The sequence below is a fragment of the Chryseolinea soli genome (genome assembly GCF_003589925.1).
Classification (GTDB): domain Bacteria; phylum Bacteroidota; class Bacteroidia; order Cytophagales; family Cyclobacteriaceae; genus Chryseolinea; species Chryseolinea soli.
Genome location: NZ_CP032382.1, coordinates 1,632,603 through 1,658,574 on the forward strand (window position 1 = coordinate 1,632,603; position 25,972 = coordinate 1,658,574).

Annotated in this window: 18 protein-coding genes, 2 tRNA genes and 2 rRNA genes; 4 read left to right on the forward strand and 18 right to left on the reverse strand. The window is 51.7% G+C overall.

From position 1 onward, the window contains the following. Positions 1–168: 168 nt before the first annotated feature. The 13 genes from D4L85_RS06970 to D4L85_RS07030 all read right to left on the reverse strand — a co-directional run bounded on the left by D4L85_RS06970 (position 169) and on the right by D4L85_RS07030 (position 15,684). Positions 169–3,067: ribosomal RNA gene (locus D4L85_RS06970) — 23S ribosomal RNA — on the reverse strand. 347 nt (positions 3,068–3,414) lie between these two features. Continuing rightward, positions 3,415–3,488: transfer RNA gene (locus D4L85_RS06975), tRNA-Ala, on the reverse strand. Between the two features lie 48 nt (positions 3,489–3,536). Beyond that, a tRNA-Ile gene (locus D4L85_RS06980) sits at positions 3,537–3,610 on the reverse strand. Positions 3,611–3,747: 137 nt separating this feature from the next. After that, positions 3,748–5,267 (reverse strand): 16S ribosomal RNA (locus D4L85_RS06985). The 16S and 23S rRNA genes sit together here with 2 tRNA genes alongside, the layout of an rRNA operon. A 509-nt stretch (positions 5,268–5,776) precedes the next feature. Beyond that, a complete protein-coding gene (locus D4L85_RS06990; RefSeq protein ID WP_119753638.1) occupies positions 5,777–6,298 on the reverse strand; it encodes a DUF2480 family protein in 522 nt (173 codons plus the stop codon). Between the two features lie 21 nt (positions 6,299–6,319). Continuing rightward, positions 6,320–7,027, reverse strand: coding sequence for a tRNA (adenosine(37)-N6)-threonylcarbamoyltransferase complex dimerization subunit type 1 TsaB (gene tsaB, locus D4L85_RS06995; protein ID WP_119753640.1), 708 nt, complete (start codon positions 7,025–7,027; stop codon positions 6,320–6,322). Next, positions 7,005–8,675 carry a S41 family peptidase gene (locus tag D4L85_RS07000; RefSeq protein ID WP_119753642.1) on the reverse strand — a complete coding sequence of 557 codons (1,671 nt, stop codon included), beginning with the start codon at positions 8,673–8,675 and terminating at the stop codon, positions 7,005–7,007. Before D4L85_RS07000 ends, tsaB begins: the two co-directional genes overlap by 23 nt. Beyond that, positions 8,659–9,030 (reverse strand): ribonuclease P protein component, encoded by a 372-nt coding sequence (rnpA, locus tag D4L85_RS07005; RefSeq protein ID WP_119753643.1) that lies wholly within the window; start codon positions 9,028–9,030, stop codon positions 8,659–8,661. Before rnpA ends, D4L85_RS07000 begins: the two co-directional genes overlap by 17 nt. 48 nt (positions 9,031–9,078) lie before the next feature. Beyond that, a complete protein-coding gene (rpmH, locus tag D4L85_RS07010; RefSeq protein WP_073142521.1) occupies positions 9,079–9,240 on the reverse strand; it encodes a 50S ribosomal protein L34 in 162 nt (53 codons plus the stop codon). A gap of 137 nt (positions 9,241–9,377) precedes the next feature. Continuing rightward, positions 9,378–10,370: an adenosine kinase gene (locus D4L85_RS07015; protein ID WP_119753645.1), complete on the reverse strand. Its 993-nt coding sequence runs from the start codon at positions 10,368–10,370 to the stop codon at positions 9,378–9,380. Positions 10,371–11,117: 747 nt separating this feature from the next. Continuing rightward, positions 11,118–12,089 (reverse strand): glycerophosphodiester phosphodiesterase, encoded by a 972-nt coding sequence (locus D4L85_RS07020; RefSeq protein WP_228450793.1) that lies wholly within the window; start codon positions 12,087–12,089, stop codon positions 11,118–11,120. A gap of 18 nt (positions 12,090–12,107) precedes the next feature. Continuing rightward, positions 12,108–14,903, reverse strand: coding sequence for an outer membrane beta-barrel family protein (locus D4L85_RS07025; RefSeq protein WP_119753646.1), 2,796 nt, complete (start codon positions 14,901–14,903; stop codon positions 12,108–12,110). Between the two features lie 43 nt (positions 14,904–14,946). Continuing rightward, complete coding sequence (locus tag D4L85_RS07030) at positions 14,947–15,684, reverse strand: GLPGLI family protein (RefSeq protein ID WP_119753648.1); 738 nt, start codon at positions 15,682–15,684, stop codon at positions 14,947–14,949. A gap of 143 nt (positions 15,685–15,827) precedes the next feature. Between D4L85_RS07030 and D4L85_RS07035 the strand changes: the two genes are divergently transcribed. Both D4L85_RS07035 and D4L85_RS07040 read left to right on the forward strand, forming a co-directional pair. Next, positions 15,828–17,330, forward strand: coding sequence for a sensor histidine kinase (locus tag D4L85_RS07035; protein WP_119753649.1), 1,503 nt, complete (start codon positions 15,828–15,830; stop codon positions 17,328–17,330). Positions 17,331–17,376: 46 nt separating this feature from the next. After that, complete coding sequence (locus tag D4L85_RS07040) at positions 17,377–18,069, forward strand: response regulator transcription factor (protein ID WP_119753650.1); 693 nt, start codon at positions 17,377–17,379, stop codon at positions 18,067–18,069. On the opposite strand, the gene D4L85_RS07045 is transcribed toward D4L85_RS07040, so the two are convergent. Then, complete coding sequence (locus D4L85_RS07045) at positions 18,051–18,764, reverse strand: response regulator transcription factor (RefSeq protein ID WP_119753651.1); 714 nt, start codon at positions 18,762–18,764, stop codon at positions 18,051–18,053. The genes D4L85_RS07040 and D4L85_RS07045 overlap by 19 nt on opposite strands. A gap of 3 nt (positions 18,765–18,767) precedes the next feature. After that, complete coding sequence (locus tag D4L85_RS07050) at positions 18,768–20,039, reverse strand: sensor histidine kinase (RefSeq protein ID WP_119753653.1); 1,272 nt, start codon at positions 20,037–20,039, stop codon at positions 18,768–18,770. 143 nt (positions 20,040–20,182) lie between these two features. Here D4L85_RS07050 and D4L85_RS07055 point away from each other — a divergent pair, with 143 nt between their 5' ends. Both D4L85_RS07055 and D4L85_RS07060 read left to right on the forward strand, forming a co-directional pair. Further along, positions 20,183–20,812 (forward strand): YceI family protein, encoded by a 630-nt coding sequence (locus tag D4L85_RS07055; RefSeq protein WP_119753655.1) that lies wholly within the window; start codon positions 20,183–20,185, stop codon positions 20,810–20,812. Positions 20,813–20,838: 26 nt separating this feature from the next. After that, entirely contained in the window at positions 20,839–21,753 is a 915-nt protein-coding gene (locus tag D4L85_RS07060; RefSeq protein WP_160143582.1) for a WD40/YVTN/BNR-like repeat-containing protein, read from the forward strand. Between the two features lie 212 nt (positions 21,754–21,965). Here the strand turns inward: D4L85_RS07060 and D4L85_RS07065 are convergent, their stop codons facing one another. The 3 genes from D4L85_RS07065 to D4L85_RS07075 form a co-directional block, all read right to left on the reverse strand. After that, complete coding sequence (locus D4L85_RS07065; protein ID WP_160143583.1) at positions 21,966–23,297, reverse strand: paraquat-inducible protein A; 1,332 nt, start codon at positions 23,295–23,297, stop codon at positions 21,966–21,968. A gap of 133 nt (positions 23,298–23,430) precedes the next feature. Beyond that, positions 23,431–24,192, reverse strand: a complete 762-nt coding sequence (locus D4L85_RS07070) for an SDR family NAD(P)-dependent oxidoreductase (protein ID WP_119753659.1) — start codon at positions 24,190–24,192, stop codon at positions 23,431–23,433. 64 nt (positions 24,193–24,256) lie between these two features. Continuing rightward, positions 24,257–25,969: an IlvD/Edd family dehydratase gene (locus D4L85_RS07075; protein ID WP_119753661.1), complete on the reverse strand. Its 1,713-nt coding sequence runs from the start codon at positions 25,967–25,969 to the stop codon at positions 24,257–24,259. Between the last annotated feature and the right edge of the window lie 3 nt (positions 25,970–25,972).

Below are 25,972 nucleotides of genomic sequence, written 5' to 3' on the forward strand. Positions count from 1 at the left end.
GCCTGCTGTAGTCTTTACTACCGCCGGTCTTAATGTTCATAGCTGATTGTTATTCATTACTGAACAACGCTCAAACTTAATATCGTTGACATGTGGCCTGATGAAAGAGCAGTGTAGAAGAGTTAAACGAGCACACAGTGTGCGTCTGAATAAAATTGTATTTTATCTTTTCTGAAGCGTTCGGGTAATTAGTACTGCTCAGCTTTGACATTTCTGCCTTTACACCTGCAGCCTATCAACGTCATAGTCTCTGACGTCCCTTAATGGAAGTCTCATCTTGAGGTGAGTTTCGCGCTTAGATGCTTTCAGCGCTTATCTCGTCCCAACGTAGCTACCCGGCGATGCAGCTGACGCCACAACCGGTACACCAGCGGTTGGTCCAACCCGGTCCTCTCGTACTAAGGTCAGATCCTCTCAAACTTCCTACGCCCATCACAGATAGGGACCGAACTGTCTCACGACGTTCTGAACCCAGCTCGCGTGCCACTTTAATAGGCGAACAGCCTAACCCTTGGGACCTTCTCCAGCCCCAGGATGTGACGAGCCGACATCGAGGTGCCAAACCTCCCCGTCGATGTGAGCTCTTGGGGGAGATCAGCCTGTTATCCCCAGCGTACCTTTTATCCTTTGAGCGATGGCCCTTCCATACAGAACCACCGGATCACTATATCCGTCTTTCGACCCTGCTCGACTTGTCAGTCTCACAGTCAAGCATGCTTATGCTATTGCACTCCACATACGGTTACCAAGCGTATTGAGCATACCTTTGAAAGCCTCCGATACACTTTCGGAGGCGACCACCCCAGTCAAACTACCCACCACGCACTGTCTCCGCAGGTCTTGCGGATTAGACATCAGATAAATAAAGGGTGGTATTTCACCGTTGACTCCCCTATACCTAGCGGCACAGGATCAATGCCTCCCACCTATCCTACACATCATCTACCCAATGTCAATGCGAAGCTATAGTAAAGGTGCATGGGGTCTTTCCGTCCCGTGACGGGTACACGGCATCTTCACCGTGACTACAATTTCACCGAGCTCATGGCTGAGACAGTGCCCAGATCGTTACACCATTCGTGCAGGTCGGAACTTACCCGACAAGGAATTTCGCTACCTTAGGACCGTTATAGTTACGGCCGCCGTTTACTGGGGCTTCAGTTCAACGCTTCGCCTTGCGACTAACGTCCCCCCTTAACCTTCCAGCACCGGGCAGGTGTCAGGCCATATACTTCATCTTACGATTTCGCATAGCCATGTGTTTTTGTTAAACAGTCGCCTGGGCCATTTCTCTGCGACCTTCTTTATTGCTAAAGAGAGGCAACCCTTTTCCCGAAGTTACAGGTTTAATTTGCCTAGTTCCTTAGCCATGACTCACTCGAGCACCTCAGGATTCTCTCCTTGACTACCTGTGTCGGTTTGCGGTACGGGTACCGTATCAATATGCTTAGAAGATTTTCTCGGAAGTCTGCTTACATTCTCTATCCATTCGGCCGGAGCCTCCTGGTACTGTTGGACTTCAGCATTCTCTGCGGATTTGCCTACAGAAAATATACCTACATCTTTTAACGCCCTATTTCGTCAGGGCGCGGAATTGTCACTCCTCCTTCTCTCCATCGCTCAATACGGTAGTATGGGAATATTAACCCATTGGCCATCAGATTCGCCTTTCGGCTATTCCTTAGGTCCCGACTTACCCGCGGATGATTAGCATTGCCGCGGAACCCTTAGTCTATCGGTGGGCAGGTTTCTCGCCTGCCTTATCGTTACTTATGCCTACATTTGCTTTTCTGACCGCTCCACCGTCCATTACCAGACGACTTCGCCGCTGTCAGAATGCTCCCCTACCACTTAGCATTGCTGCTAAATCCTGAGCTTCGGTACTACACTTGATGCCCGATTATTATCGATGCTCTGTCGCTCGACCAGTGAGCTGTTACGCACTCTTTAAATGAATTGCTGCTTCCAAGCAAACATCCTGGCTGTCTAAGCAACTGAACCGCCTTAGTTCAACTTAGTGTAGATTTTGGGACCTTAGCTGCAGGTCTGGGTTCTTTCCCTCTCGGACACGGACCTTAGCACCCATGCCCTCATTGCAGAGTATATTTGTTACCATTCGGAGTTCATCAGGATTTGGTAGGATGTGACTCCCCCTAGTCCTATTGGTAGCTCTACCTGTAACAAACTCAACCTCCACACTGTTCCTAAAAACATTTCGGGGAGTACGAGCTATTTCTCAGTTTGATTAGCCTTTCACCCCTACCCTCAGTTCATCCAAAAACTTTTCAACGTTTACTAGTTCGGACCTCCATCCCGTGTTACCGGAACTTCATCCTGACCAAGGGTAGATCACAAAGTTTCGCGTCTATTCCCACTGACTAAGCGCCCTATTCAGACTCGCTTTCGCTTCGGATCCGCAGCTTCAGCTGCTTAACCTCGCCAGTGACAATAACTCGTAGGCTCATTATGCAAAAGGCACGCCGTCACTGGATCTCCCAGCTCCGACCGCTTGTAAGCGTATGGTTTCAGGTTCTATTTCACCCTCCTATTCGGAGTACTTTTCACCTTTCCTTCACAGTACTGGTTCACTATCGGTCTCTCAGGAGTATTTAGCCTTACCAGATGGTGCTGGCAAATTCAAACGGGGCGTCTCCGACCCCGCCCTACTCAGGATACCACCTCCTTCTAACACCTTGCGCTTACGGGGCTATCACCCGCTATGGCCCGGTTTCCCACCCGGTTCAACTTCATGTTAGTCAGATTATGTGGTCCTATAACCCCGATCCAGCCGTAACTGAATCGGTTTGGGCTCTTACGCGTTCGCTCGCCACTACTTGCGCAATCACTCGATTGTTTTCTTCTCCTCCAGGTACTTAGATGTTTCAGTTCCCTGGGTTTGCTCCATCCCTTACGGGTGGTAATGTGTCTTCAACACACTGGGTTGCCCCATTCGGACATCTACGGATCAATAGCTATTTGCGCTTCCCCGTAGCTTTTCGCAGCTTATCACGTCCTTCTTCGCCTCTGAGAGCCTAGGCATTCCCCATACGCCCTTATTTACTTCTTTCAACGACGTCCTGTCCAATTACTTGGCAGGACTCACCTATGTGCTCGTTTAGTTATATGTATTGTTTGACGAATCACTTCGTCTCCCATACACACTCTTTTACTACTCTTTCATCAGCATGTCAATGAACTCCTTCATCAATCTTATTCCAACCAGGTGGCATCGAGATGGCTTATCTCATACAGCCCGCCCAAAGGGATTGATAACGTGGTAACTTTTTTCAGTCCTTTCGGATCTGTTTACCTTTTCTAACTTTTCAATTTTCTGACAAGCGCATCCCGCTAATCAGTTTTTCTTTTTGTCTTTACTAAACTTCGGCCTCCTTCGCCAAGGCTTCGGCGGCCAAGTGGAGAATATCGGAGTCGAACCGATGACCTCCTGCTTGCAAAGCAGGCGCTCTAGCCAGCTGAGCTAATCCCCCTGATTCATTACAAAGTCCTGGGCCCTTCCACCAAACCCATTTTTACCGTGGGCCTGCGTGGACTCGAACCACGGACCTCTACATTATCAGTGTAGCGCTCTAACCACCTGAGCTACAAGCCCGGATTTTGTCCTCTTTACCTAATAAACTCGAATAAATGTAATTGATAGCGAACCCGAATAAGAGTCGTCGGTTTTCATTTCGTTGTGCGCCTTTTGTGATTCGTCTTTAAAGACTCCTCAGGCTAACACAACTCCAGAAAGGAGGTGTTCCAGCCGCACCTTCCGGTACGGCTACCTTGTTACGACTTAGCCCTAATCATCGGTTTAACCCTAAACAGCGCCTTACAGCAACTGCCTTCAGGTCCTCCCGACTCTCATGGCTTGACGGGCGGTGTGTACAAGGTCCGGGAACGTATTCACCGCGCCATTGCTGATGCGCGATTACTAGCGATTCCAACTTCATGCAGGCGAGTTGCAGCCTGCAATCCGAACTGAGACGTACTTTTTGTGATTGGCTTACCATCGCTGGTTTGCAACACTCTGTATACGCCATTGTAGCACGTGTGTAGCCCTGGACGTAAGGGCCATGATGACCTGACGTCGTCCCCTCCTTCCTCTCCGCTTGCGCGGGCAGTCTTTTTAGAGTCCCCAGCTTAACCTGTTGGCAACTAAAAATAGGGGTTGCGCTCGTTGCGGGACTTAACCCAACACCTCACGGCACGAGCTGACGACGGCCATGCAGCACCTTGCTCCTTGTCCTTGCGGAAAAATCCATCTCTGGATCGGTCAAGGGCATTCTAGTCCAGGTAAGGTTCCTCGCGTATCATCGAATTAAACCACATGCTCCACCGCTTGTGCGGACCCCCGTCAATTCCTTTGAGTTTCACCGTTGCCGGCGTACTCCCCAGGTGGATTACTTATCGCTTTCGCTTGGCCGCGTACTGTATATCGCACACAGCGAGTAATCAACGTTTACAGTGTGGACTACCAGGGTATCTAATCCTGTTTGATCCCCACACTTTCGTGCCTCAGCGTCAGTTACAGCCTAGTAAGCTGCCTTCGCTATAGGTGTTCTTGACGATATCTAAGCATTTCACCGCTACACCGTCAATTCCGCCTACCTCATCTGTACTCAAGCTCATCAGTATCAATGGCACCCCTCTAGTTGAGCTAGAGTATTTCACCACTGACTTAATAAGCCGCCTACGCACCCTTTAAACCCAATAAATCCGGACAACGCTTGCCACCTACGTATTACCGCGGCTGCTGGCACGTAGTTAGCCGTGGCTTATTCACCAGGTACCTTCAATTTCCCACGCATGGGACTTTTATCCCCTGGCAAAAGCAGTTTACAACCCAGAAGGCCTTCTTCCTGCACGCGGCATGGCTGGTTCAGACTTCCATCCATTGACCAATATTCCCTACTGCTGCCTCCCGTAGGAGTCTGGCCCGTATCTCAGTGCCAGTGTGGGGGATCAACCTCTCAGTTCCCCTACTGATCATCGTCTTGGTGGGCCGTTACCCCGCCAACTAACTAATCAGACGCATGCCCATCCTTTACCTCCGTAGATTTAATCACAAAATGATGCCACTCCGTGATGTTACGGCGGGTTAATTCGAGTTTCCCCGAGCTATCCGCCTGTAAAGGGTAGGTTGCATACGTGTTACGCACCCGTACGTCACTCTCATATCTATTGCTAAATATTTACCGTTCGACTTGCATGTATTAGGCCTGCCGCTAGCGTTCATCCTGAGCCAGGATCAAACTCTCCATTGTAATAAACTTTCATACCTTCCCAATTGCTCGGTCCAGTATACGTCTCGACTTTCTTCACCCAGATCTCTCCAGATCAAATACTCGTCAGACTACAATAATTGTCTGAATTCCTAGACTCTCATTTATTTTTTCTTATTAAAAGAATTAATCACAAAAACCCCAACCTCGCGGCTGTAGTTTTCATGGGTCCGCTATCAATTATCATCCATTCAAAGAACGTGTTTTATCCGCCGAGGCGAATAACGTGTGGTCTCTCAACCCGTTCTGAAAACCCTTCCGATTTTCAGCCCTTATTTTCAATTTGGGAGTGCAAAGGTACTTGGTTTGTTTTCACTTCCAAAAAATATTTCAACTTTTTTTATTTCCCCTGCCCTGCTAGCAAAAGGGTCCCAAATGTACTTCCTGTTCGATAAACTGCAAAAAATCTTCAGGAATTAGTTATCCACATCGCCCCATAAAACGGCCTTTCAGCGCAAAGTGCACTGATTATAAAGCGTTTAGACGACAGCCTAATTTTTTGGTTTTTTATACAGCGGAACCGTGCTGCAGGGCTCGCCAAACATGATGCTGGCGGCATAAGGTCTTAAATTATTTGTGGCCTCCACATAAATAGCCACCGGGACGTCCACTTTGCTGCATCCTTTCACTACCACCTTGGCATTTTGGAACGTTGTCCAGTCTACTTTTTCGAGCGATTTTTTGAAAATGGCGGTCTCCAATTCTTCCAACGTTCCAAAAACAACCTGCTTTGCGTAGGGCTGCAAGGCAATAGACACCAGCATAAAGGCCCAGGTGGGCACGATCGCATCGGCTGTGCAGGTAATGGCCACGTACTTATCCTGGTAGGCAGTCCAATCGTGCTGACGGATGAAATCGCGAAAATCTTTTTCCTTCAGGATCAATTCCTGGTAGAGCTGGCCTTTTATATCCAGCACCACGCGCTCGCCGGGTTGATAATAGTGTTCCAGGTCGAAGGTGACCAGTGCACTGTTGGCTACTTTATTGACGATTTGATCCTGTGTTTCTTCCATGATGCTCCTAGAACAAAAATGTTATGCCAATTTGTTCGGCACGGGTTGATTTAGGGTGGACGGCTTCTTTACCATGAATTCCTTCAAGTAAAAAGGCTCGAAGTGCACCAGGTCCTCTACCTCGTTTCTCAAAAGTTTTTGACTGGCCAGTGCCCCCAGGCTCACCGCCGAGGGCGTGACATCCGGAACAAACAAAGCAGCCGGGTGACGGATCACCTCGCGACATTTTGCCGCACCATTGCCAAAAAACAAAATGGGCCCTTCGTTTAACTCGGTTACAAAACTCTGCTCGTCGATGATCTTTGCTTCCACGGGTTGCAACGCTGTGCTCTGTGCATCAAAGAGCTGGCAGTACACTTCCATCCGCCGTGCGTCGATCATGGGGCAGAGACGGGCGCCGGTGATGTTGGTCTTGTTCATCTGCGCCGCCAAAATTTCCAACGTGCCCACGGCCACCAGCGGCACCGACAACGCATAACATAATCCCTTTGCTGTGGAAGCGCCGATCCGAAGTCCCGTGTAGGACCCGGGACCGGACGAGACCGCCACCCCTTTTATATCGCTGACCTTCACGTCGGCCCAACGCACTACCTCGTCGATCAGCACGGCCAGCTTTGACGCGTGCGATTGTTCGCGGTGCACTTCGGCAGTGGCCAGCAACACTTCGTTTTCATGGAGCGCTACGGAGCAAACCGTGGTGGACGTTTCAAGGCTTAGGAGCAAGGACATCGGTTGAGGAGAGCGTTTTGTGATAGGTCCCGGCATCGTTCAAGATCTTGCGGGCTTCCAATATGGTTTTATCGCGGTGAATGGTGACGGCGGCCTGGCCTTCGTTGAGGCCGTAGTGGAAACCGATCTGCTCTTCGAGCATCTCCACGATCTCGCCCTTGAAGCGCGTGAGATCCGTGGCCTTGAGGGCTTCCACTTTATTTTTTAATCCGGAAAGCTGACTTTCCATCTCCGTGTAGTACCGTTCTTCTTTCGCCACCTCGATCAACTGGTTTGTATTTTTCTCCAGGACCGTGGCGTATGTAAATTTTTCTGCCTTTAAAAACTCCAGGAATTTTTCGTAGTCCTTGTCGGTGAGGTGGAACGATTGCAGGGATGGCGGTGCGGGATTCTCTGCGCAGTACCGGGTGGCATATTCAAAGACGAGTCCGTCGCTTGCCATGGACGCTGCCACCACGCTGAGGAATTCATCTTGCGTGACGACGTCGGGATCCAGTCCGCCGCCGTCGTATACTTTGCGGCCGTGGAGTGTTTTGAATTCCGATTTTAGTGAGTCGGCCATTTTCACCACAGTGCCGTCTTCTTTGCGGTGCGTATAGTCGAGGGCCTGGATGCAGCGGCCGCTGGGGATGTAGTATTTCGCGGTGGTCACTTTCAACTGCGAGTTGTAGGCCAATGGCCTCGTGGTTTGCACCAATCCCTTGCCGAATGTTTTTCTGCCGATGAGCACGGCGCGGTCATAGTCTTGTAAAGCTCCTGCCACGATCTCGGAGGCACTCGCACTGCCATCGTTCACCAGCACGGCCAGCGGGATCTCCGTGTCCACGGCATTGTTCAGCGTTTTATATTGCTTGTTCCATTCTTCCACTTTTCCCTTGGTGGAAACCACCTCTTGTCCTTTCGGAACAAAAAGGCTTACGATGTTCACCGCTTCGTGGAGAAGGCCCCCGGGATTGTCGCGCAGGTCGAGGATGATCTTGGTCGCCCCTTGTCGCTTCAGCGCCACCAGGGCATCGGACACTTCGCGGCCGGCGCCGGTGGTGAAGTCATCCAGTTTGATATAGCCTACGGTGGGCTCGATCATGCCGAAGTAGGCGAGATTGGCCAGCGTGATTTTTTCGCGGGTGATCTTGAATGTGATGGGATCTTTTTGACCGTAGCGCTTCACTTTCAATTCTACTTCCGTCCGGGGTTGGCCTTTTAGCAAAGCGCTGACATCGCTTGTCACTTTTCCCTGCAGACTTTTCCCGTCGATGGAGATCAGTTCGTCGCCCACTTTGATGCCGGCCTTGTTGGCGGGGAAATTTTTGTAGGGATGGGTGACGATCGTTTTTTTATCGATGACGCCGATGAGGGCGCCGATGCCGCCGTATTGGCCTGTGGTGGAGATGCGGAAGGATTCCAGTTCGTCTTCGGCGATGTAGTCGGTGTAGGGATCGAGCGACGTGAGCATGCCGTCGATGCCTTTGCGGATGAGTTTCTGGGGTTCTACCTCATCGACATAGTAGGCGTTCACCTCTTTGAAGAGCGTGGCGAAAATGTCGAGGCTTTTGGCGATGTCGAAATATTTTTCGGCGGGCTTGCGGAAGGCCACCAACAGTGTGACGGAGATCACCAACAGAAAGGGCCACTTAATTCTTCTCCACATAGTCGAAACGTTTTATCGTTTTTACCAATCGTTCCTGGATCTGCGCCGACGGCAGAATGTCTTTCACACTATAAATATACGCAATGAGTAATTTGTTCTGTGCAGGAAAGCGTTCCTTATTCAGGCGGTAGGCTTCGCGGATGCGGCGCTTGATCAGGTTGCGGTCGACAGCCCTTTTGAAGTTTCGTTTTGATACGGAGACCAGGACCTGGTGGCTGGATGGTGCCGGGTCGGGATGCGGCATGAAAAACACCTTGAAGGGAAAGAAATAAAAAGAGGAACCCTTGTCGAAGAGTTCCTGTATGTGTTTTTCTTTTGAAAGACGTTCGTTCTTGCCGAATGTATACCTCCCCATGAGCTGAAATTAATCAATCTCCGTGGGGACGCGTGAGCCGAAAAGCAATTATTTATGCTTTACGGTCTTCTCGCTGGAAACAGTCAACTTCTTACGGCCGTTCTTTCTGCGGTTCGCCAGCACTCTGCGGCCATTGGCCGTTGCCATTCTCTCACGGAAGCCGTGCTTGTTCTTTCTCTTTCTGCGGGAAGGTTGAAATGTACGTTTCATCGCGGTATTTGTTAACCTCTAAAAATAAAGGGCTGCAAAGATGACCAGGATTTTCTGGATTTACAAGATTACCCTGAGTTTTGTGCCCTCTTTGCAATTTATGTTCTGAAAATCAATGCTTTATATAAAATCCGGGGCTACGCCAGATCGGTCAGCACCTTGCGGGCTTGCTCGGTTTGGAGGCGCGGTCCGAACTGCGACACCACCTTGGACGAGGCCAGGGACGCCAATTTGCCCGCCTCAGCAAAGCTGTGGCCGTGGGTGATGGCATACATGAAGGCTCCCGCAAACATATCGCCGGCGCCATTGGTGTCGACCGCTTTTACGGTGTAGGGCTCTATGTTAATAAAGGTGTCGCCGTCGTAGATGAGGGCGCCGTTGGCGCCGAGGGTGATGGCGAAGCGCTTGGCCACCTTTTTCAGCTCCTCGCGGGCTTCGTCGATGGAATTGGTGCCGGTGAAGATCATGGCTTCTTCGTCGTTGCAGAACAGGAGGTCGACGCTGGCGCCTACTACCTGCTTCATCTGGTCTCCAAAATATTTTACCATGCTCGGGTCCGAGAACGTGAGCGCCACACCTACTTTATGTTTTTCGGCGATCTTTTTGGTTTCCAACATGGCCTGGAGTCCATCGGGACTGGGCACGAGGTAGCCCTCCATATATATATACGTGGAATTCTTTATCGCTTCTTCGTCGAGGTGGGCGGGGGAGAACAATGCGTTTACGCCCAGGAACGTGTTCATGGTGCGGCCCGCATCCGGTGTGGTCATGACCAGGCACCGGCCGGTGTGGCCTTCGGGAAGGGTTTCGTATTTAAGGCTGGTGCCGATACCGTTGCGGGTGGCGTCTTCGAGGAAGAATTTTCCGAGATCATCTTTGGCCACTAAACAGGAATAAAAGCTCTTGCCACCGAATTGGTTGATGGCCGCTACCGTGTTGCCGGCAGAGCCGCCACCGGAGAGCTTGCTTTTTTTCATATCGATGGCCTTCATCAACTCCGATTGACGCTTTTCATCGACGAGGGTCATGAGACCTTTTTCGATGCCGTTGATCTGGAAGAAGGTGTCGTCTACTTCGGTGACTATGTCTACGATGGCGTTGCCGATGGCGTATACGTCGTATTTTTTCATGAGGGATGTTGGATTTTGGTGCAATGATAAGAAAAAGGGATTGGTTCGCCGAAGGGGTGGTGTGAGATGGGGAGTGGTAACGTGGTAGATGCATGTTTTTTTTAAAGCATAGTCCCGGAGGCGGGAGACTATGCTTGGACATGGTGGGGGAAGATGATGATGAGGGGGTGGGGAGGGGCTGGATCGTGGGGGGTGTGGAACGGTGTTGGTGAGTGGAGCCAGAAATCTTTGTTGGTGGGACACCAACAAAGGGGTGGATGGGTTGGCCGTGAGTGGGGGGAATATTAAATGAGGGTGGGACATGAATGGTTTGATCGTGGTGGGTGGGAAATGGCATTAAGTGTGGGACCAGAAAATTTGTTGGTGAAGAACACCACCAGGACGGGAGACATCAAGGAGGATGACGGGGCGAAGTCCACCGAGGGCAGGGACTACATGAATGAGGGCGAATGATGTGCGGGGGATCGGCCAAGGATAGGAGTGGAAAGCCCGAAGTGCGTTGGGTTGGGGTGTTGGGCGGACTTGGAACGGATAGCCTGACCCGAGGTACGAGGGGGGCCGCCAGATGTGCTCGTTAGGTATCACTCATTTTTTTCCCGGGATCATTGTGTCGCCGCTGGTTTTGTTGGTGAAGAACACCAACAAAGGCGGTAGACAAGAAAGGGGATTGGTCGCCGCTGAGTGAAGCACTAACAAGGGCGTTATTTGCCGCAAGCATAGTCTCCTGTCTCGGGGACTATACTTGCCTCATTTCCGCCCGATATTCAAAGTCATCTTATACTTCCGCGCCCGGTCCGGATAGTCCGTAATAATCCCGTCGACGCCCATACCCTTCAGAGAAAGCATATCCGAAACCTCATTAACCGTCCAGGGGATGACGCGGATTTTTTCCTGGTGGAGATAGTGTACTTTTTCTTTGTTGATCAACTTAAAATACGGGCTGTAGACGGAGGGTTTGAAGCCAAGGTCCTTCAGGTTCGCGTCGATGGACTTGGTGTTCTCGACGAGGGCGGCGAGACGGATGTCGGGATATTTTTTGTGCCAGTATTGGAGGACGCGAAAGTCGAAAGATTGGATGACGAGACGGTCCATGGGGATGTATTCGTTGACTAGGTTGTAGACCAGGTCGGAATATTCTTCGATGGTGGGTTGAAATTTCTTTTCGTCTTGTGGGGAGCTTTTGATCTCGATGTTGTAGTCAACTTCGTAGGAGTTCAGGTTTTTGATTTGCGTTTCCACCGCGGCGATCACGTCGCCGAGCAGGGGTTTCGCCACGCGCATTTTTTGTTGCTCGGGAAATTTTTCGTTGCCCTTGGAGCCACAGTCGAAGAGTTTCACTTCGTCGTAGGTCATCTGGTAGATGTTGTACTTCTTCTCGTTCTTTTCGGCGATGGGAATGCCGGTGGAGTCGAGGCAGATGGCGGCCGACATCCACGGTTCGTGTGACACGACCACTTGTTTATCTTTTGTGATGACCACGTCAAGCTCGAGCGTGGTGACACCGGTGTCGAGCGCGGCCAGAAATGCGGGTATGGTATTTTCAGGACGCAGGCCCCGCGCGCCGCGATGGCCTTGCACATCGAACTTGGGGATGTATTGTGATGAGGCTGCCATGAAGATCAAACTGAAGACAAAAAGATAAGGGTACCGGAATCGCATGAAACAAAGATAGGTGCGCCGGTCAAACGGCACAAGTCTCTTGGGAAGAGCGGTCGGCATGCTTCGATGTGTTGCCTCTCAATTCCGTTGGATTCGCATCATGGCGCCGCGCGGACGATTGCCCATAGGATTGAGGTGCTTGTTGAGCGTGTACACAAACGTGAGCATATAGTATCGTCCCAGCGAATTGGTGACCTGGCGCTGAAAGTAGTTGACATCGGCGGTTTGAGACACACCGATGCTCTTGTCCAGCACATTGTTGACGGTAAATTTCAACTCACCGCTTTTGTTCTTCAACAAGAAACGCGACACGGAGAAATTGAGCAACGGTATCGCCTGCTTGTAGTCGGTGGAGATGCTTTGGTAGACGAGATAGTCGAATGTTCCGTTGAGGGAAAAGTTTTTGAGGAACGTGAGGTTGGTTTCGGCTGAGTAGGTCTTGTTGAAGAACAACTGGTCGGCCTGCGTGTTGAATTCGTAGTGGGTGGACTGCCGGCTGAGGTTGGCGCTGAGGTCGATGTCGAAGATCTCGTTGTAGCGGAAATTATAACGCAACGTGCCGCCCACCGTATTTTGGGCGATGTTGCTTTCGGCGTCGTTCACGACGTTCACCCCGTTTTGCCGCGTGGCCGTGGCCGTGATGCCGAAGCGGCTTTTCAACTTCGAAATGGGAAAGCTGTAGGTGGCGTTGCCGGTGACGCGCGTGTTTTGATCGACGTTGACGGGCCGTGAAACGCGAACTTGTTGTTCCGTGAAAGTTTGCGAGGTGGTGATGGCGTTGCGCGTGTAGGTGGCGTCAATGAACGCAAAGAAGCTGGAGAAGTTTGTGGGGTTGAACAGCGTGAAGTTCAGCCTCCAGTCGTGGGCATAGGCTGGCCGCAGGTCGGGGTTGCCTGTGCTGAGGTTGAGCGGGTCGCTGTTGTCGATGACAGGTTGCAGTTGCTGGAGCGTGGGTTCTTGTACCGAGGTTTCATAGTCCAGGCGGAAGTGTTTGCTGGAAGAGAAGTCGTAGTTGAAGCGGGCCACGGGCAAAATGTTCTGATACGATTTATTGATGGTGGTGTTGAGCAGCTTCAGGTCGCCGTTCAAATAGGTTTGTTGTATGCCTGTGCCAACGGTGATGTTATATTTTGTTTTGTTGACCCTGAAGTTGAGCCCGCCCCGGTGGTATTGATAGTCGCTGCTGTATTGATTGCTGAGGGGAACGTTTAGTGTGGACTCATCGCCGTTGAGATCATAGACCCGGCGATCGACGTCGTTCATGTTGCGCCGGTAGGCGTAGTTGGCTTCGAGATACATACGATGGCCCAACGGCTCGGTGTAGGAGAAGTTAGCGCCGTACGAATTGTTCTTGGTGTCTTGCACGTTGCTTTGCAGCAGGTGGGTGACTTGCGTAGTGTCGCCATAGAACGTGTTGGTGGCATCTTGCGCACCATCCCGGTCGGTGTCGGTGATGCCCAGCGTGACCGTGGTGGAAAGCGTTCTGCCTTTTTTGGCAAACCGGTGCCGCCAGAGCAGCGACGTGTTCAGGGTGGTGGTGCTGCCGGACGAAGAGGTTTGGCGTTGGCTTTCGTTGGCGGTAGTGCCGTCGGCGTTCAGGTTTTGGCTGGTGCTGCTCTCGTGCGCGTCGGTTTCGTTGTAGGTTAGGGTGGTTGTCCAACGCAGGGAATTCAGCGAGTCGATCTTGTGGTCCAGCACGGTGTTGAGGCGATGGTTTTGGTTGGTGTTGTGTTGCCGGCTCACCTGGTTGAACGTGAGATCGCCCGTGGGAAAATAGTTGGTGCGGTCGGTCGTTTGAAGCAGGTTGTGGTCGAGCGCGTTGTAGAAATAGCTGCTGTTCAACTCCGTCTTTTTGTTGAAGGTGTGGTTGAAATTGAGTCCGCCGCCATAGTTGCTCATGATCCCGCTGTTGCGCCCGCCAAAATTAAGGGGCACGGCACCCTGGTTGTTGCCGTCTATCTGGATGCGCACTGGCCCGCCACCTCCCATTTGCCGAGATGCGCCGGTGAAGGTCATGTAGTCGTCGATGGAAAAACCTTGTTCGTTCACGTTGTTGGCCATGCCGAGGAAGGAAAATTGCTGGCCTTTTTTGAAGCGATTAAGATTGGCTTTGGCCGCATAGCGGTCGTTGGTGCCCACCCCCGCCGAAGCATTGCCGAAGGCGCCGTTGCGTTTCTCTTCTTTCAATTCGAGGTTGATCGTTTTTTCGCGCTGACCGTCGTCGATGCCGGAGAAGGCGGCCTGGTCGGATTTCTTGTCGTAGAGTTGCACTTTTTTGACGGCATCGGCGGGCAGGTTTCGGGTGGCCAGCTTGGGGTCGGTGCCGAAGAAGGGCTTGCCGTCTACCATGACACGCTGCACTTGTTCGCCCTGGGCGCGGATGGTGCCGTCGGCGTCTACTTCAACGCCGGGCAATTTTTTCAAGAGGTCCTCCACCACCGCGTTTTGTTTCACGGTTTTGAATGCTTCGGCATTGAATTCGATGGTGTCATGCTTCACCGTGACGGGCGCGCGATCGCCCTCTACCGTAACGGCCGCCAGCATGCTCGACTGCGGTTTCATGCGAATGACGCCCAGGTCGATCTCCACTTGATCGGGGGTGGGCTGAATAAATTTCGTATACGGCGCAAGACCGACAAAGGTCACTTTGAAAAGATAGTTTTGTCGCGCGATGTTTCGTATTTCGAAGACGCCGTCGGCATTGCTCAAGCCATAGTTGAGCAGCGACGAGTCTTTGGGATTCAGGATCATGATCGTGGCCGAAGGCAACGCCACGCGCGCCGTGTCCTGGAGCTGACCCTTGATGGTTATTTTTTGCGCTGTAGCGACAACGCTGGCTAGAAAAAATAAAGTCAGTAAAAAATTCCTTTGCATAAGCGTGCTCGTCGTCAAATTAGTGTGTAACGGAGAACTAAAATCAGTTTCGGATCATCACCCCACCGCCACCGTTGGCACGCATGCGCTCCATTTGTTCCTCCATCATTTTGGAAAATGCCTTTTGCGTGATGCGTTGTCCGGAGGAAGGAATTTTCATCTCTCCCTTTTTCAGCGGGCGGCCTTCGATCTTGATGGCCGTGATGACGCGCTCACCTTCATTGATATCGATCTGCAGGATCGTGCCGGGCAACGAGTTAAAGTTCTCGGGGCCCATCGATGGGCGCAGTTGGTCGGTGTACCACGCGACCACATTTTGCTTGCGCTCCTCGTTTCGGAAAGTCGCTTGTTTGCACGTGTAGCCTTGAATGGTTTTCGACTCGTTGCCAAACTTCCAGGCTGTTACTTTCAATGTGTCTTCGATGAGGTAGCGTTTGCCCATAAATTCCTGCGACACCAGGTGCCGGCCTGACGCGGGATGCACGTAGGTCTCGGCGTTCGGACGGGCAAAGCGCATGACCGGGACGTTGTCGCCGGCAAATTCTTCCTCGTCTTCCTCCAACGGTCTGTAGAGCGACTCGGAAGGATTGAAGAAAAGCTGGTCTTTGAAGATGTTGAATTCCGGCATCGTATTCTTCATTTCCTGGCGATCGGCCGGCAGGCGGCGGTGCATGTTGACTTTTACTTCATAGGTGATGACGCCCTCGGGCACTTGTTCCAAAACGATGCCGGAGGCCGCAAACATGGTGAGCACTCCCAACAGCAATAGTATCCGTTTCATAATATTTTGTTTTGTTTGTGTCTTTCTATGCCTGTAAAAGTACAGGGCGCCTTTTTCGAAAGCGGTTAATGAAGCTGAATGGAATGTTAATTAAGGTTAAAAGGCGTTCGGGGCATTCGTGAACTGTGTTACCTTTGTTTTGCATGAAGAAAAGAAAGGATGTTCTCCCGCTTGCCCTCATGGCCAGCAGCATCGCGCTGATGGTGGTGCTGCAAGGTTTGTGGCTGCGGAGCTCGTATGAGAAGGCCTATCTTGACTTCCGGCGCGAAACGAACTACATTTTCCGGAACACCCTCTTCATCATGCGCGATTCGCTGATGGCCAAGCGCATCCAACCGATCGGTTCCATCGCCGATACGGCTACGCTGGCAGTGGGTGGACGCTTGGATATCAACGGGCATTTTCCGGATACGCCCGACACGGCGATGGCCCGAAAGATGCGCGTGCTAGGGAAAGGAACGGACCTGCAGATCATTGTCACTTCCGATGCTCCTCCTGATTCTATTCGGGACTATGTATCGCCACTCACGGCCAAGATCCAGAAAACACCGGGTCGTCACAATTATTTCATACGCTTCGGGCAGGATACACTAAACCTCGATAGCATTGCTTCTCGTTACACCGTCGCGCTATCCAAAGCGGGAATAGCGGTACCCTTCCAGGTAAGATTCGTCGCCACCCAACGTCCCTCCCTGTTTCCCTTGGACGACCGGCTGGGAGGACGAAAAAATGATGACGATGATAACAACTATCGCCGATCGCGTTTTCTACGCGACACGCTGGTGTCGGATTTCATTCATGTCAATCCAACGGATCGCTACGCGGCTTCTTTTCCCAACATATCGAGGGTTTTGCTCGCTCAGATCACACCGCAGATCCTGTTCTCGGTCTTCCTGACGGGCATGACCTGCCTGGCTTTTTTTGTCATGTATCGCAGCATGCGCTCGCAACGGCAGTTGGTACATTTGAAGAACGACTTCATCAGCAACATGACGCACGAGTTGAAAACCCCAGTGGCCACGGTGAGCGTGGCGTTGGAGGCCGTGAAGAATTTCCAGGCAAAAAATAATCCACAACTCACGGCCGAGTATCTCGACATCGCGCAAAGCGAACTGAATCGTTTGAGCAGCATGACCGACAAGATCATGGAGAACTCCATCCTGGAGAGCGAGGGCGCGCAATTGCCGCGGACTGCTTTCGATTTTGACGAAATGCTGCAACAAGTGTTGGCTTCCATGAAACCGGTTTTTGAAAGACGGAGCGCTACGGTTCGGTATAGTAAAGACGGCACCGATTTTATTTTAGATGGCGTCGCGGTAAACCTGTCATATATGGTCTACAATTTCCTGGACAACGCGTTGAAGTACAGTCCGCAGAAGCCGAATATTGAAGTGACGTTAAAAAGAAATGAGGCTTCCCTGGTGCTGATGGTTCGCGACGAAGGCGTGGGTATCGACCCGGGTTATCAGAAAAAAATATTTGAAAAATTCTTCCGCGTGCCCACCGGCAACGTGCACAACACAAAAGGATATGGACTTGGCTTGAGCTATGTAGCCAACGTTGTGAAAAGCCATCACGGGAATATCGAAGTAGAAAGTGAGCCGGGAAAAGGCAGCACGTTCAAAGTGACGCTGCCAAGAAGCTAACTTCAGGATCATGCTGCGTTATCCATCTACACCACGCCATTGAATTATGAAAAAAACAAAAATTCTATACGTTGAAGACGAGCCTTTCCTGGGACGCATTGTGAAGGAGAGCCTGGAGAGCCGGGATTTTGAAGTGGCCATGATCACGGATGGAAACGACGCGGCAGCAGCCTTCAAAGAATTACTTCCCGATATTTGCGTGCTCGACATCATGCTGCCTTCGAAAGACGGATACGCCATCGCCAAAGAGATCCGGCAGATCGCGGCAGGGATGCCGATCATTTTTGTGACGGCCAAAGTTCAAACCGAAGACCTGCTGAGAGGCTTTGAGGTGGGTGGTAATGATTATTTGCGAAAGCCTTTTAGCATGGAGGAGCTTATTGTGCGGATCAACAACCTGCTTCAACTTACCCGGGTTCAAAAAAATGGATCGTCCTCGCAAGAGGTCGTCGCTATCGGGCAATATCATTTTATTCCGTTGCGCTATGAACTTCGCCTGGGCGATCGCACGCGGCAACTCTCCCATCGCGAATCCACTTTGCTTCAGGCGTTAATAGATAACAAAAATGCCACAGCACTCCGGAAAGACATTCTATTGAAACTTTGGGGTGACGATTCCTTCTTCAATTCGAGAAACCTCGATGTGTACATCACAAAATTGCGCGACTATTTGAAAGAAGATCCTTCCATCAAGATCATCACCATCAAAGGGATCGGCTATCACTTTTCGGTAGGCTGACCTTGGGGAGCCACTTCCAGCTTGTAACCAATGCCGTGAATGGTTTGAATGCTCACCGCCGGATCGTCCTTAAATATTTTGCGCAGCCTTGAAATGAAAACGTCCATGCTGCGGCCCACGAAATATCCTTCGTCTTCCCAAATGGCTTTTTGGATGATGTCGCGCTCGATCACTTTGTTTTGATGAAGACAAAACAAGCGCAACAGCTTTGCTTCTTTGCGGGTGAGCTCCACGGCCAGATCATCCTTGACGATCTTCTGTTGATTGAAATGAAACGTGAACCGGGCCAACGGGTAAGTGAATTGTTCGTCGGCTTTGGTGGGGGTGTGGTATACGCGCTTCAGGATCGCTTCGATGCGCAATAAAAATTCCTCGAGGCTGAACGGCTTGGTGATGTAGTCATCCGCCCCAATCCGGAAACCTTGTATACGGTCTTCTTTCACGTTTCGCGCCGTGAGGAATACAATGGGGATTTGTTGATTGAGCTTCCGGATGTCGGTGGCCAGGGTGAAGCCATCCTTCTTGGGGAGCATGACGTCGATCACGCAAAGATCAAAGGCCTCTTTCATGAATGCGCTCAGTGCGGTTTGCCCGTCGGCGAGGGGACGCACGTTGTAGCCTGCCATTTCGAGATTGTCTTGCAGCATGAAGCGCATGTTTTCGTCGTCTTCCACCAATAGGATCTTGAGGCTCATCGGTCAACAGGTTTCAAAATACAATTCGAAACGACTTCCTTGGTGCGGCTCGCTGGTCAGCGAGATCTTTCCCTGGTGGGCTTGCACTATTTTTTGAACATAGGTTAAGCCCAGTCCATAGCCCCGCACGTTGTGCACGTTGCCTGTGCCTGCGCGATAGAATTTGTCGAAAATATAGCGCTGCACATCGCGGCGGATGCCAATGCCTTTGTCGGCAATGGCGATGAGAATACCACTGAGGGTGTTGGTGGTGGTGATCACGATGTCGGGCTTGTCAGGTGAATACTTGTCGGCATTATCCAACAAGCTGTAAAAAATATTGGCCAAATGAAACGCATCGGCAAGCACGACGGGCTTGGCAGCCTCCAAACGACAATTCAATTGGCCGTGGCGGTGTTGGATGCGCAATTGAAAATTCCGGATCACTTCTTCTACCAGAGCGTGCACATCCACTTCGGTTTTGATGAGGGAGATCTGACCCTTCTCGAAAAGCGCAGCCTGGAGCACCTGTTCCACCTGGAATTTCAGACGCCGGTTTTCTTCATAGATGATGTTGGCGTAATGAAGTGATTTCTGTTCGTCCATTCTTCCCGCCCCCGTTCGCAGCACCTCGCTGGCAATAGAGATGTTGGCGATGGGAGTTTGCAGCTCATGCGTAATGTTGTTCATGAGATCGGTTTTGATCTCTGAAAGTTTCTTCTGCTTCATCAAATCGATCACCAGAAATGCAAAAAGCGACAGCACGACCAGGAACACAATGGCCGACAGGATCCAAAATTTCATACCACTCACAATGTCGGCTCGTTTTCCGGGAAAGGTGATCATAAAATCCATGGGCGTCGAGGCGGGCAGGGCGCGCGATCCGCAGGTAGCATTATTTTTTGAGGTCGCACCGTCGGAATAGTAATTTCCCAGCACAATGCTTCCCGGTTGCATCCCATAGATCGTCAACTCAAAGGGGAGGTTAACCTCGTGACGGACAAAGTTTTTGCGAAGCAGTGAATCCAGAACGTGGTAGGAGAGCGCATGTTTAAAATCAACATAGTAAGCATTGGTCGCTTTCTTTAGGATGGGCTTGATCACTGAGGTGGAGTCGCCTTCGGCTTTCAGCAAGTCGTCGGTCAGGGCGCGGATGGCCACGTTCACTTTGTTGTCAAACTGTTGTTCCTCCACGGCGTAGGCGCTTCTAAACCAAATGGTCTGCAACACCAGCAGCCCGCCGATGGCGAGTACCGCGCCCGCGAGGATGGCGCTGAACATTCTTCGTTTTTTCATAAAGAAATCGTTGTCCCCTAAAGGTAACACCTAAAGCTGCGGCGCTTTAAAATTTTACAAATCATTAACATCTTTTTACATCGCTTTTACGAACCCCCAGGACCGCTGCGCTAGGTTTGTCTGACACTTTAACCGCATCGATCATGAAATCCTATCGCAACAGCAACGTTATTCTCGCCTGTTTTGTCATCCTCGCCCTGAGCAGTTTCACGGCCGGGCCCGGCAAATCTGAATTTCTAATGGTCGACACCAAGCAAAGCACCGTGGCCTGGACGGGCTACTATGCTTTCAATTTCAACGAACACACCGGCACCATTCGCCTGACCAAAGGCGAGATCGAAGTGGCCGACAACCGCATCACCGGTGGGTTCTTCGAGCTCGACATGAACAGCATCGAAGACGTTGACATGCGCGGAGAGAGCAGCGCCAAAGACCTGGAAGACCATTTGAAGAGCGACGACTTTTTCTCCGTCGCCCAATATCCCTCCGCCCGGTTCACGATCACCAAAACCAAGGAACTAAAGGACGGACCCAATTTTCCCAACTATGAGATCACCGGCACGCTCACATTAAAGGGCATCACCAACACCCTCACCTTCCCTGCAACCGTCGAGCTCAAAGACGGCCAGTTGCAGGCCACCGCGAAACTCAAATTCGACCGCACGCGATGGAATGTTCGCTACAACTCCGGAAAAATTTTCTCCTCCATCGGCGACGGAGCGATTTCCGATGCCATCGCGTTGGAGATCCACTTGAAGGCAAATGGGTGTTGATCCTTCAAATCCAAAAACGATCCGCTATGAAGAACTTACTTTTCCTGGCATGCTTCCTCCTGCATGGCCACATCACACTGGGACAAACGCCAACCCTCTATATCAGCAAAGATCAAGGTGAAAACTGGGAACCTGCAAGCGATGGATTTCCCGCGGGCGGTACCGTGAATGCCTGGACGACATTTGGCAATACATTGGTAGCCGGCACCCGAGCACACGGGATCTATTTGAGCGACCGAAGCCTGAAGTGGTATCGCAGTCCCGACTTCCCAAAAGAAACACAAGTAAATGCGTTGCTGAATTATGCGAACAAACTCCTGCTGGCCGGCACCAGTGGAAAAGGGATTTTTCTTTCGGTTGATGGTGGAGAGCATTGGCATGCCTCTTCATCGGGATTGACCAACGTGACGGTGAGATGCTTTTATGCCGCGAGAAGCATGTTACTGGCGGGTACCGATCATGGTCTGTTTGCTTCATGGGACGAAGCGCGTTCGTGGAAACTGGTGAAGGGTGATTTGCAGATCAATAACATTGTGTCGAATGGAGATCGCATCTATGCGGCCACTCAGCTCGGGCTGATGTTTTCCGCTGATGATGGTGGCTCATGGTCATTCGTTTATGCTGATGATGCTATTTCCAAACTCTGGGTGGATCGCGATGAGATCCTTATGATGGATTTTATGGGGCATACCATTCATTCGATTGATCAGGGTCTCACCTGGCTGCGGTCGGATGTCTATTTGCCGGATAGTTTTACGTTTCGGCTTACGCCGGGGAGTGCTAAATTTTTTGTTGCCGCGTGGCAGGGAAGGTTTAAGATGTTGTCGGGGAAGATGTCGTTTGGGATCCGGTGTTATGGGTTGCCGGGAGATTTGCCGGTTACATTGTTGTTGAATACTTCTTTTGGGATTTTGGCGAGTGGGGGTGGGGATGGGTGCTAGAGCACATAGGTAGTGCGTTGGCCATGGGATTGGATTTGTCGGCGGAACGCCAACAAACGTGGTGGCGGGACATAGAATTTGTTGGTGTGGAGACAGCAACAACAAAGGCAGGGGCAGTAAGCTGGATTTGTTGGTGAAGAACACCAACAAAGGCGGTAGGTGGATCTGTTGGTGAAGAACACCACCAAAGGCGTGGAACACTATCAAAGGTATTACGCAATCGCGTGTCGAATGTCCTTACCGAGTTTCGGTGTTGGTTCGGGTTTGGGTTCGAGGGTGGTTATTCTTTGTAGAATGGCCGAGAGCATCAATCCAAATAATACAAAGGCCACAAATAAAATAAACCCGGGTTGCAAGGTTGTTTCGTTTGTGGAGATGCTGGCGAGTGAATCTGTTTTCGTGTTGAGGTGAGAGAGCTGACTGTCGAGGATGCCTTTGAAGCCGATGTACGCCATAAAGATAGCCACCACGTTGACATCGGCCATACTCCATTTACCGGATTTGAAAGCAAAATAGTGAATGATCTTGTTGCTCCTCCACCGTTCAGTGCCCAGCAAGTAAAGTTTGGTGGAGATGAGTTTTGCGATGGGAAATACGACGCTGAACAATAGGATGAGTACGCCCACGATCGCGGAGTCATATTTGCCGGTCTCGATCAGGATGCGCACCACGTCGACAATGCTTTTGCTTTGAAAAAAGATCACTTGGTCGTGAAACGTGATGCGCTCGCCGATCAACAGAAAGCTCAGCTCTTTGATGCGCGCGTCGATCTCGATCATGGGCGATGTGAGCCCCACAAACAACACGATCAACGCCAACAACACCGACATCACAAAGAAAGGTGTGTGCACTTGCCGCTGGTTGCGCAGTACCCACCACATCATTAAGAAGAAAATCATAATGCCCAACACCACATAGGTAAAGAAGTACGTTCGCGACTGCAAATCGTCCAGTTTTTGTTCGCAGTTTTTGTTGAAGGAAGCCAGGTCGGTAGCACCATATTTATTCAAAATATCTTCTGCTCGATTCACGTCGGCGGCGCTGTCGTAGGTGATCGTGCCGAACTCTTCGAGCTTGCTTTGGACGAGCGCTTTTAATTTTTCTTTATTCTTGGGTTTCTCGATTTCACTCAAGATCGTTTCGGCAAATTGTGGCACTTTGGCGTGAAGCTTCTCTTCGTTTACGAGGGCTTTCACGGCAAATTTCTTCAGTTTTCCGCCGATTGTTTTTTGCTTTCGATCGATCATGCTGTCCGCCCGGTTGATGACCGCGTGGAGTGCAACGGCGATCTCCGCCTTGGCGGCTGCACGCTGGGGCTTTGTGAATTCAAAGTCGTCGATGCGATGGGTGACGACGCGTACGATGTGATCGCGCCAGGCGTTGACCGACAACAATCCGTAGGTGATGTTGTTGAGAATGCTGTAGTCTTTTTTTATTTCCGCACGCTGCGCCGAGAATTCGTGCACTTTATAACCGCTCACGATGGCAATGGCCAATAATATCCCACTGAGAAAAATTAAGATCGTGCGTTGTAGAGATATCATAGCCTTGAGGGTTGGATGACTGATGGAATACAATCCATATGCCCCATCCATTCCCTGCGAATTCGGTTGAATTCAGGCGATTCGCATGTGTGCCTCGATCCGGCTGGGGAATTTTATACCCAAAGGGTGCGACTTAATACGGCGATGGGCTCACGCTGGTCCAGCCTCCGTCCACCACCAGCGTTTGCCCCGTCACGTGGCCGGCTTGCGGCGAGATCAAAAACAGCGCGGCATGCGCGATGTCTTCGGTGGTGGCGGGTTTTCCCATGGGGGTGATCCGCGACCAGGTGGCTTCATAGTCGGGATCGTTCAGCGTGCGCTCGGTGGCCGTGGCACCCGGCGCGATGGCATTCACTGTGATTTGATGCGGTGATAGTTCGAGCACCAACGTCTTGGCTAACATTTCCAGCGCAGCTTTGCTCATGCCATAAGCCGCCAAGTTTTTGTGCGCCTGGTGACCCGTCACCGACGACATGAACAGCACCCGTCCACCCGAACCCTGCTCTTTCATTTGCCGCGTGGCGGCCTGCGCCAGAAAGAAGCTGCCGCCCAGGTTTACGTTCATTACTTTATTGAAATCGGCGGGCTTGTATTCAAAGAAATCACCAAACAACGTGATGCCTGCATTGGCCACGGCGATGTCGAGCTTGCCGAATTGCTTTACGGCCTCGTCCACCATTTCCTGGATGAAGGCTGGGTTGGAAGCGTCGCCTCCAAACGGGATACACACGCCATGTTCCTTCCGGACGGCGGCCGCCGCATCTTCCGCGAGCGATGTTTCAATGTCGTTCAACACCACGCTCGCGCCTTGTGCGGCCAGTTGCTGGCAGATCGCCAACCCGATGCCTTGCCCGGCGCCCGTGACAATGGCTACCTGATTTTGAAAAGTTTTCATGTATGCTCGGCGTTTGAATGAAGAAGTGTCGGGAACATGGCCTGTCAGAAAAGATCCACGGCGCTCAATGCGAGTCGCGTGTCACTTCGCTGCCGGAGCCGCCCACCAGATAGTCCATGTCGGCGCCGAGGTGCGCTTGCTGCACGTGTTTCTGATAGAGGCTCACATAGCCGCGATCATATTTTTTGTGAATGGGCTTCCACGCTTTTTTGCGTCGCGCCAGTTCTTCGTCCGAAACTTCCAGGATGAGCGAGCGGTTGGCCACATCCAGGCTGATGACGTCGCCGTTCTGGATGACGGCAAAATTTCCGCCGAGTGCTGCCTCAGGCGATGCGTGTAGGATCACCGTTCCGAAGCCCGTGCCGCTCATGCGTCCATCCGAGATCCGCACCATGTCGTGGATGCCTTTGGCCAGGATCTTTTTGGGCATCGCCATATTGCCCACCTCGGGCATGCCGGGGTAGCCGATGGGGCCCACGTTCTTCAGCACCAATACACTGTTTTCGTCCAGGGCCAGCGCAGGATCGTCGATGCGATTTTTATAGTCTTCGATATCCTCAAACACCACGGCCTTGCCTTTGTGCTTGAGCAAGTGCGGACTGGCGGCCGAGGGCTTAATCACCGCACCGTTCTCACAGAGATTGCCTCGCAATATGGCCACACCCGACAATGGATTGAAAGGTTTTTCTACCGTGGCGATCACTTCGCGGTTGTAGGTTTCGGCGGTGTTGTAATTTTCTTTGATGGTTCTGCCGTTCACCGTCATGCAGCCGCCGTGCAGATAGCCGTCCAGTTCTTTCATCACCGGTGGCAATCCCCCCGCGTAGTAAAGATCTTCCATAAAATATTTTCCGGAAGGCTGCAGGTTCACGATGAAGGGCACGTTGCTGGAGAGCTTGTCGAAATCCTGTAGCTCCAACGGCACGCCCATCCGGCCGGCGATGGCCAGCAAGTGGATAATAAAATTGGTGGAGCCGCCAATGGCCGCGTTGGTGATGATCGCATTCTCAAACGCTTCGCGCGTCAGGATGTCGGACATCCGTAAATTTTCTTTCACCATTTCCACGATGCGCACACCCGACATTTGTGCCAGCACCTTGCGGCGCGAATCGGCAGCGGGGATCGCGGCGTTGCCCGGCAATGAAAGTCCAAGCGATTCGACCATGCAGGCCATCGTCGAAGCCGTTCCCATCACGGCGCAATGTCCGCGGCTGCGGCACATGCAGGCTTCGGCCACGGTGAGGTCTTCTTGTGTCATTTCGCCGGCGCGCACGGCGTCGTTGAAGCGCCACACGTCGCTGGTGCTGATGTCGCGGCCTTGAAATTTTCCCGTGAGCATCGGACCTCCGGAAACCACCAGCGTAGGAATGTTCACGCTCGCAGCGCCCATCACTAGCGAAGGCGTTGTTTTGTCGCAGCCGCAAAGCAGCACCACGCCGTCGACCGGGTTGGCGCGGATAGATTCTTCCACATCCATGCTGGCCAGGTTGCGGTATAGCATGGCCGTTGGCTTGATCAGCGTTTCGCCCAGCGACATCACGGGAAACTCCACAGGGAAACCGCCGGCTTCGGAGATGCCGCGCTTCACCGATTCGGCCAGTTCGCGGAAGTGGGCGTTGCAGGGCGTGAGCTCCGACCACGTGTTGCAAATCCCAATGACGGGCTTACCCCTGAATTCATAGTCCGGTATACCCTGATTTTTCATCCAGGCGCGGTAAATGAATCCGTCTTTTCCGGTCTTGCCAAACCAGCCTTGGCTGCGAAGTTTATCTTTCATGGT

What these genes read in the sequence shown, in the direction of transcription:
- D4L85_RS06990 (WP_119753638.1), bottom strand. Translation starts at nt 6,298, where the DNA reads ATGGAAGAAACACAGGATCAAATCGTCAATAAAGTAGCCAACAGTGCA.
- tsaB (WP_119753640.1), bottom strand. Translation starts at nt 7,027, where the DNA reads ATGTCCTTGCTCCTAAGCCTTGAAACGTCCACCACGGTTTGCTCCGTA.
- D4L85_RS07000 (WP_119753642.1), bottom strand. Translation starts at nt 8,675, where the DNA reads ATGTGGAGAAGAATTAAGTGGCCCTTTCTGTTGGTGATCTCCGTCACA.
- rnpA (WP_119753643.1), bottom strand. Translation starts at nt 9,030, where the DNA reads ATGGGGAGGTATACATTCGGCAAGAACGAACGTCTTTCAAAAGAAAAA.
- rpmH (WP_073142521.1), bottom strand. Translation starts at nt 9,240, where the DNA reads ATGAAACGTACATTTCAACCTTCCCGCAGAAAGAGAAAGAACAAGCAC.
- D4L85_RS07015 (WP_119753645.1), bottom strand. Translation starts at nt 10,370, where the DNA reads ATGAAAAAATACGACGTATACGCCATCGGCAACGCCATCGTAGACATA.
- D4L85_RS07020 (WP_228450793.1), bottom strand. Translation starts at nt 12,089, where the DNA reads ATGCCGACCGCTCTTCCCAAGAGACTTGTGCCGTTTGACCGGCGCACC.
- D4L85_RS07025 (WP_119753646.1), bottom strand. Translation starts at nt 14,903, where the DNA reads ATGCAAAGGAATTTTTTACTGACTTTATTTTTTCTAGCCAGCGTTGTC.
- D4L85_RS07030 (WP_119753648.1), bottom strand. Translation starts at nt 15,684, where the DNA reads ATGAAACGGATACTATTGCTGTTGGGAGTGCTCACCATGTTTGCGGCC.
- D4L85_RS07035 (WP_119753649.1), top strand. Translation starts at nt 15,828, where the DNA reads ATGAAGAAAAGAAAGGATGTTCTCCCGCTTGCCCTCATGGCCAGCAGC.
- D4L85_RS07040 (WP_119753650.1), top strand. Translation starts at nt 17,377, where the DNA reads ATGAAAAAAACAAAAATTCTATACGTTGAAGACGAGCCTTTCCTGGGA.
- D4L85_RS07045 (WP_119753651.1), bottom strand. Translation starts at nt 18,764, where the DNA reads ATGAGCCTCAAGATCCTATTGGTGGAAGACGACGAAAACATGCGCTTC.
- D4L85_RS07050 (WP_119753653.1), bottom strand. Translation starts at nt 20,039, where the DNA reads ATGAAAAAACGAAGAATGTTCAGCGCCATCCTCGCGGGCGCGGTACTC.
- D4L85_RS07055 (WP_119753655.1), top strand. Translation starts at nt 20,183, where the DNA reads ATGAAATCCTATCGCAACAGCAACGTTATTCTCGCCTGTTTTGTCATC.
- D4L85_RS07060 (WP_160143582.1), top strand. Translation starts at nt 20,839, where the DNA reads ATGAAGAACTTACTTTTCCTGGCATGCTTCCTCCTGCATGGCCACATC.
- D4L85_RS07065 (WP_160143583.1), bottom strand. Translation starts at nt 23,297, where the DNA reads ATGATATCTCTACAACGCACGATCTTAATTTTTCTCAGTGGGATATTA.
- D4L85_RS07070 (WP_119753659.1), bottom strand. Translation starts at nt 24,192, where the DNA reads ATGAAAACTTTTCAAAATCAGGTAGCCATTGTCACGGGCGCCGGGCAA.
- D4L85_RS07075 (WP_119753661.1), bottom strand. Translation starts at nt 25,969, where the DNA reads ATGAAAGATAAACTTCGCAGCCAAGGCTGGTTTGGCAAGACCGGAAAA.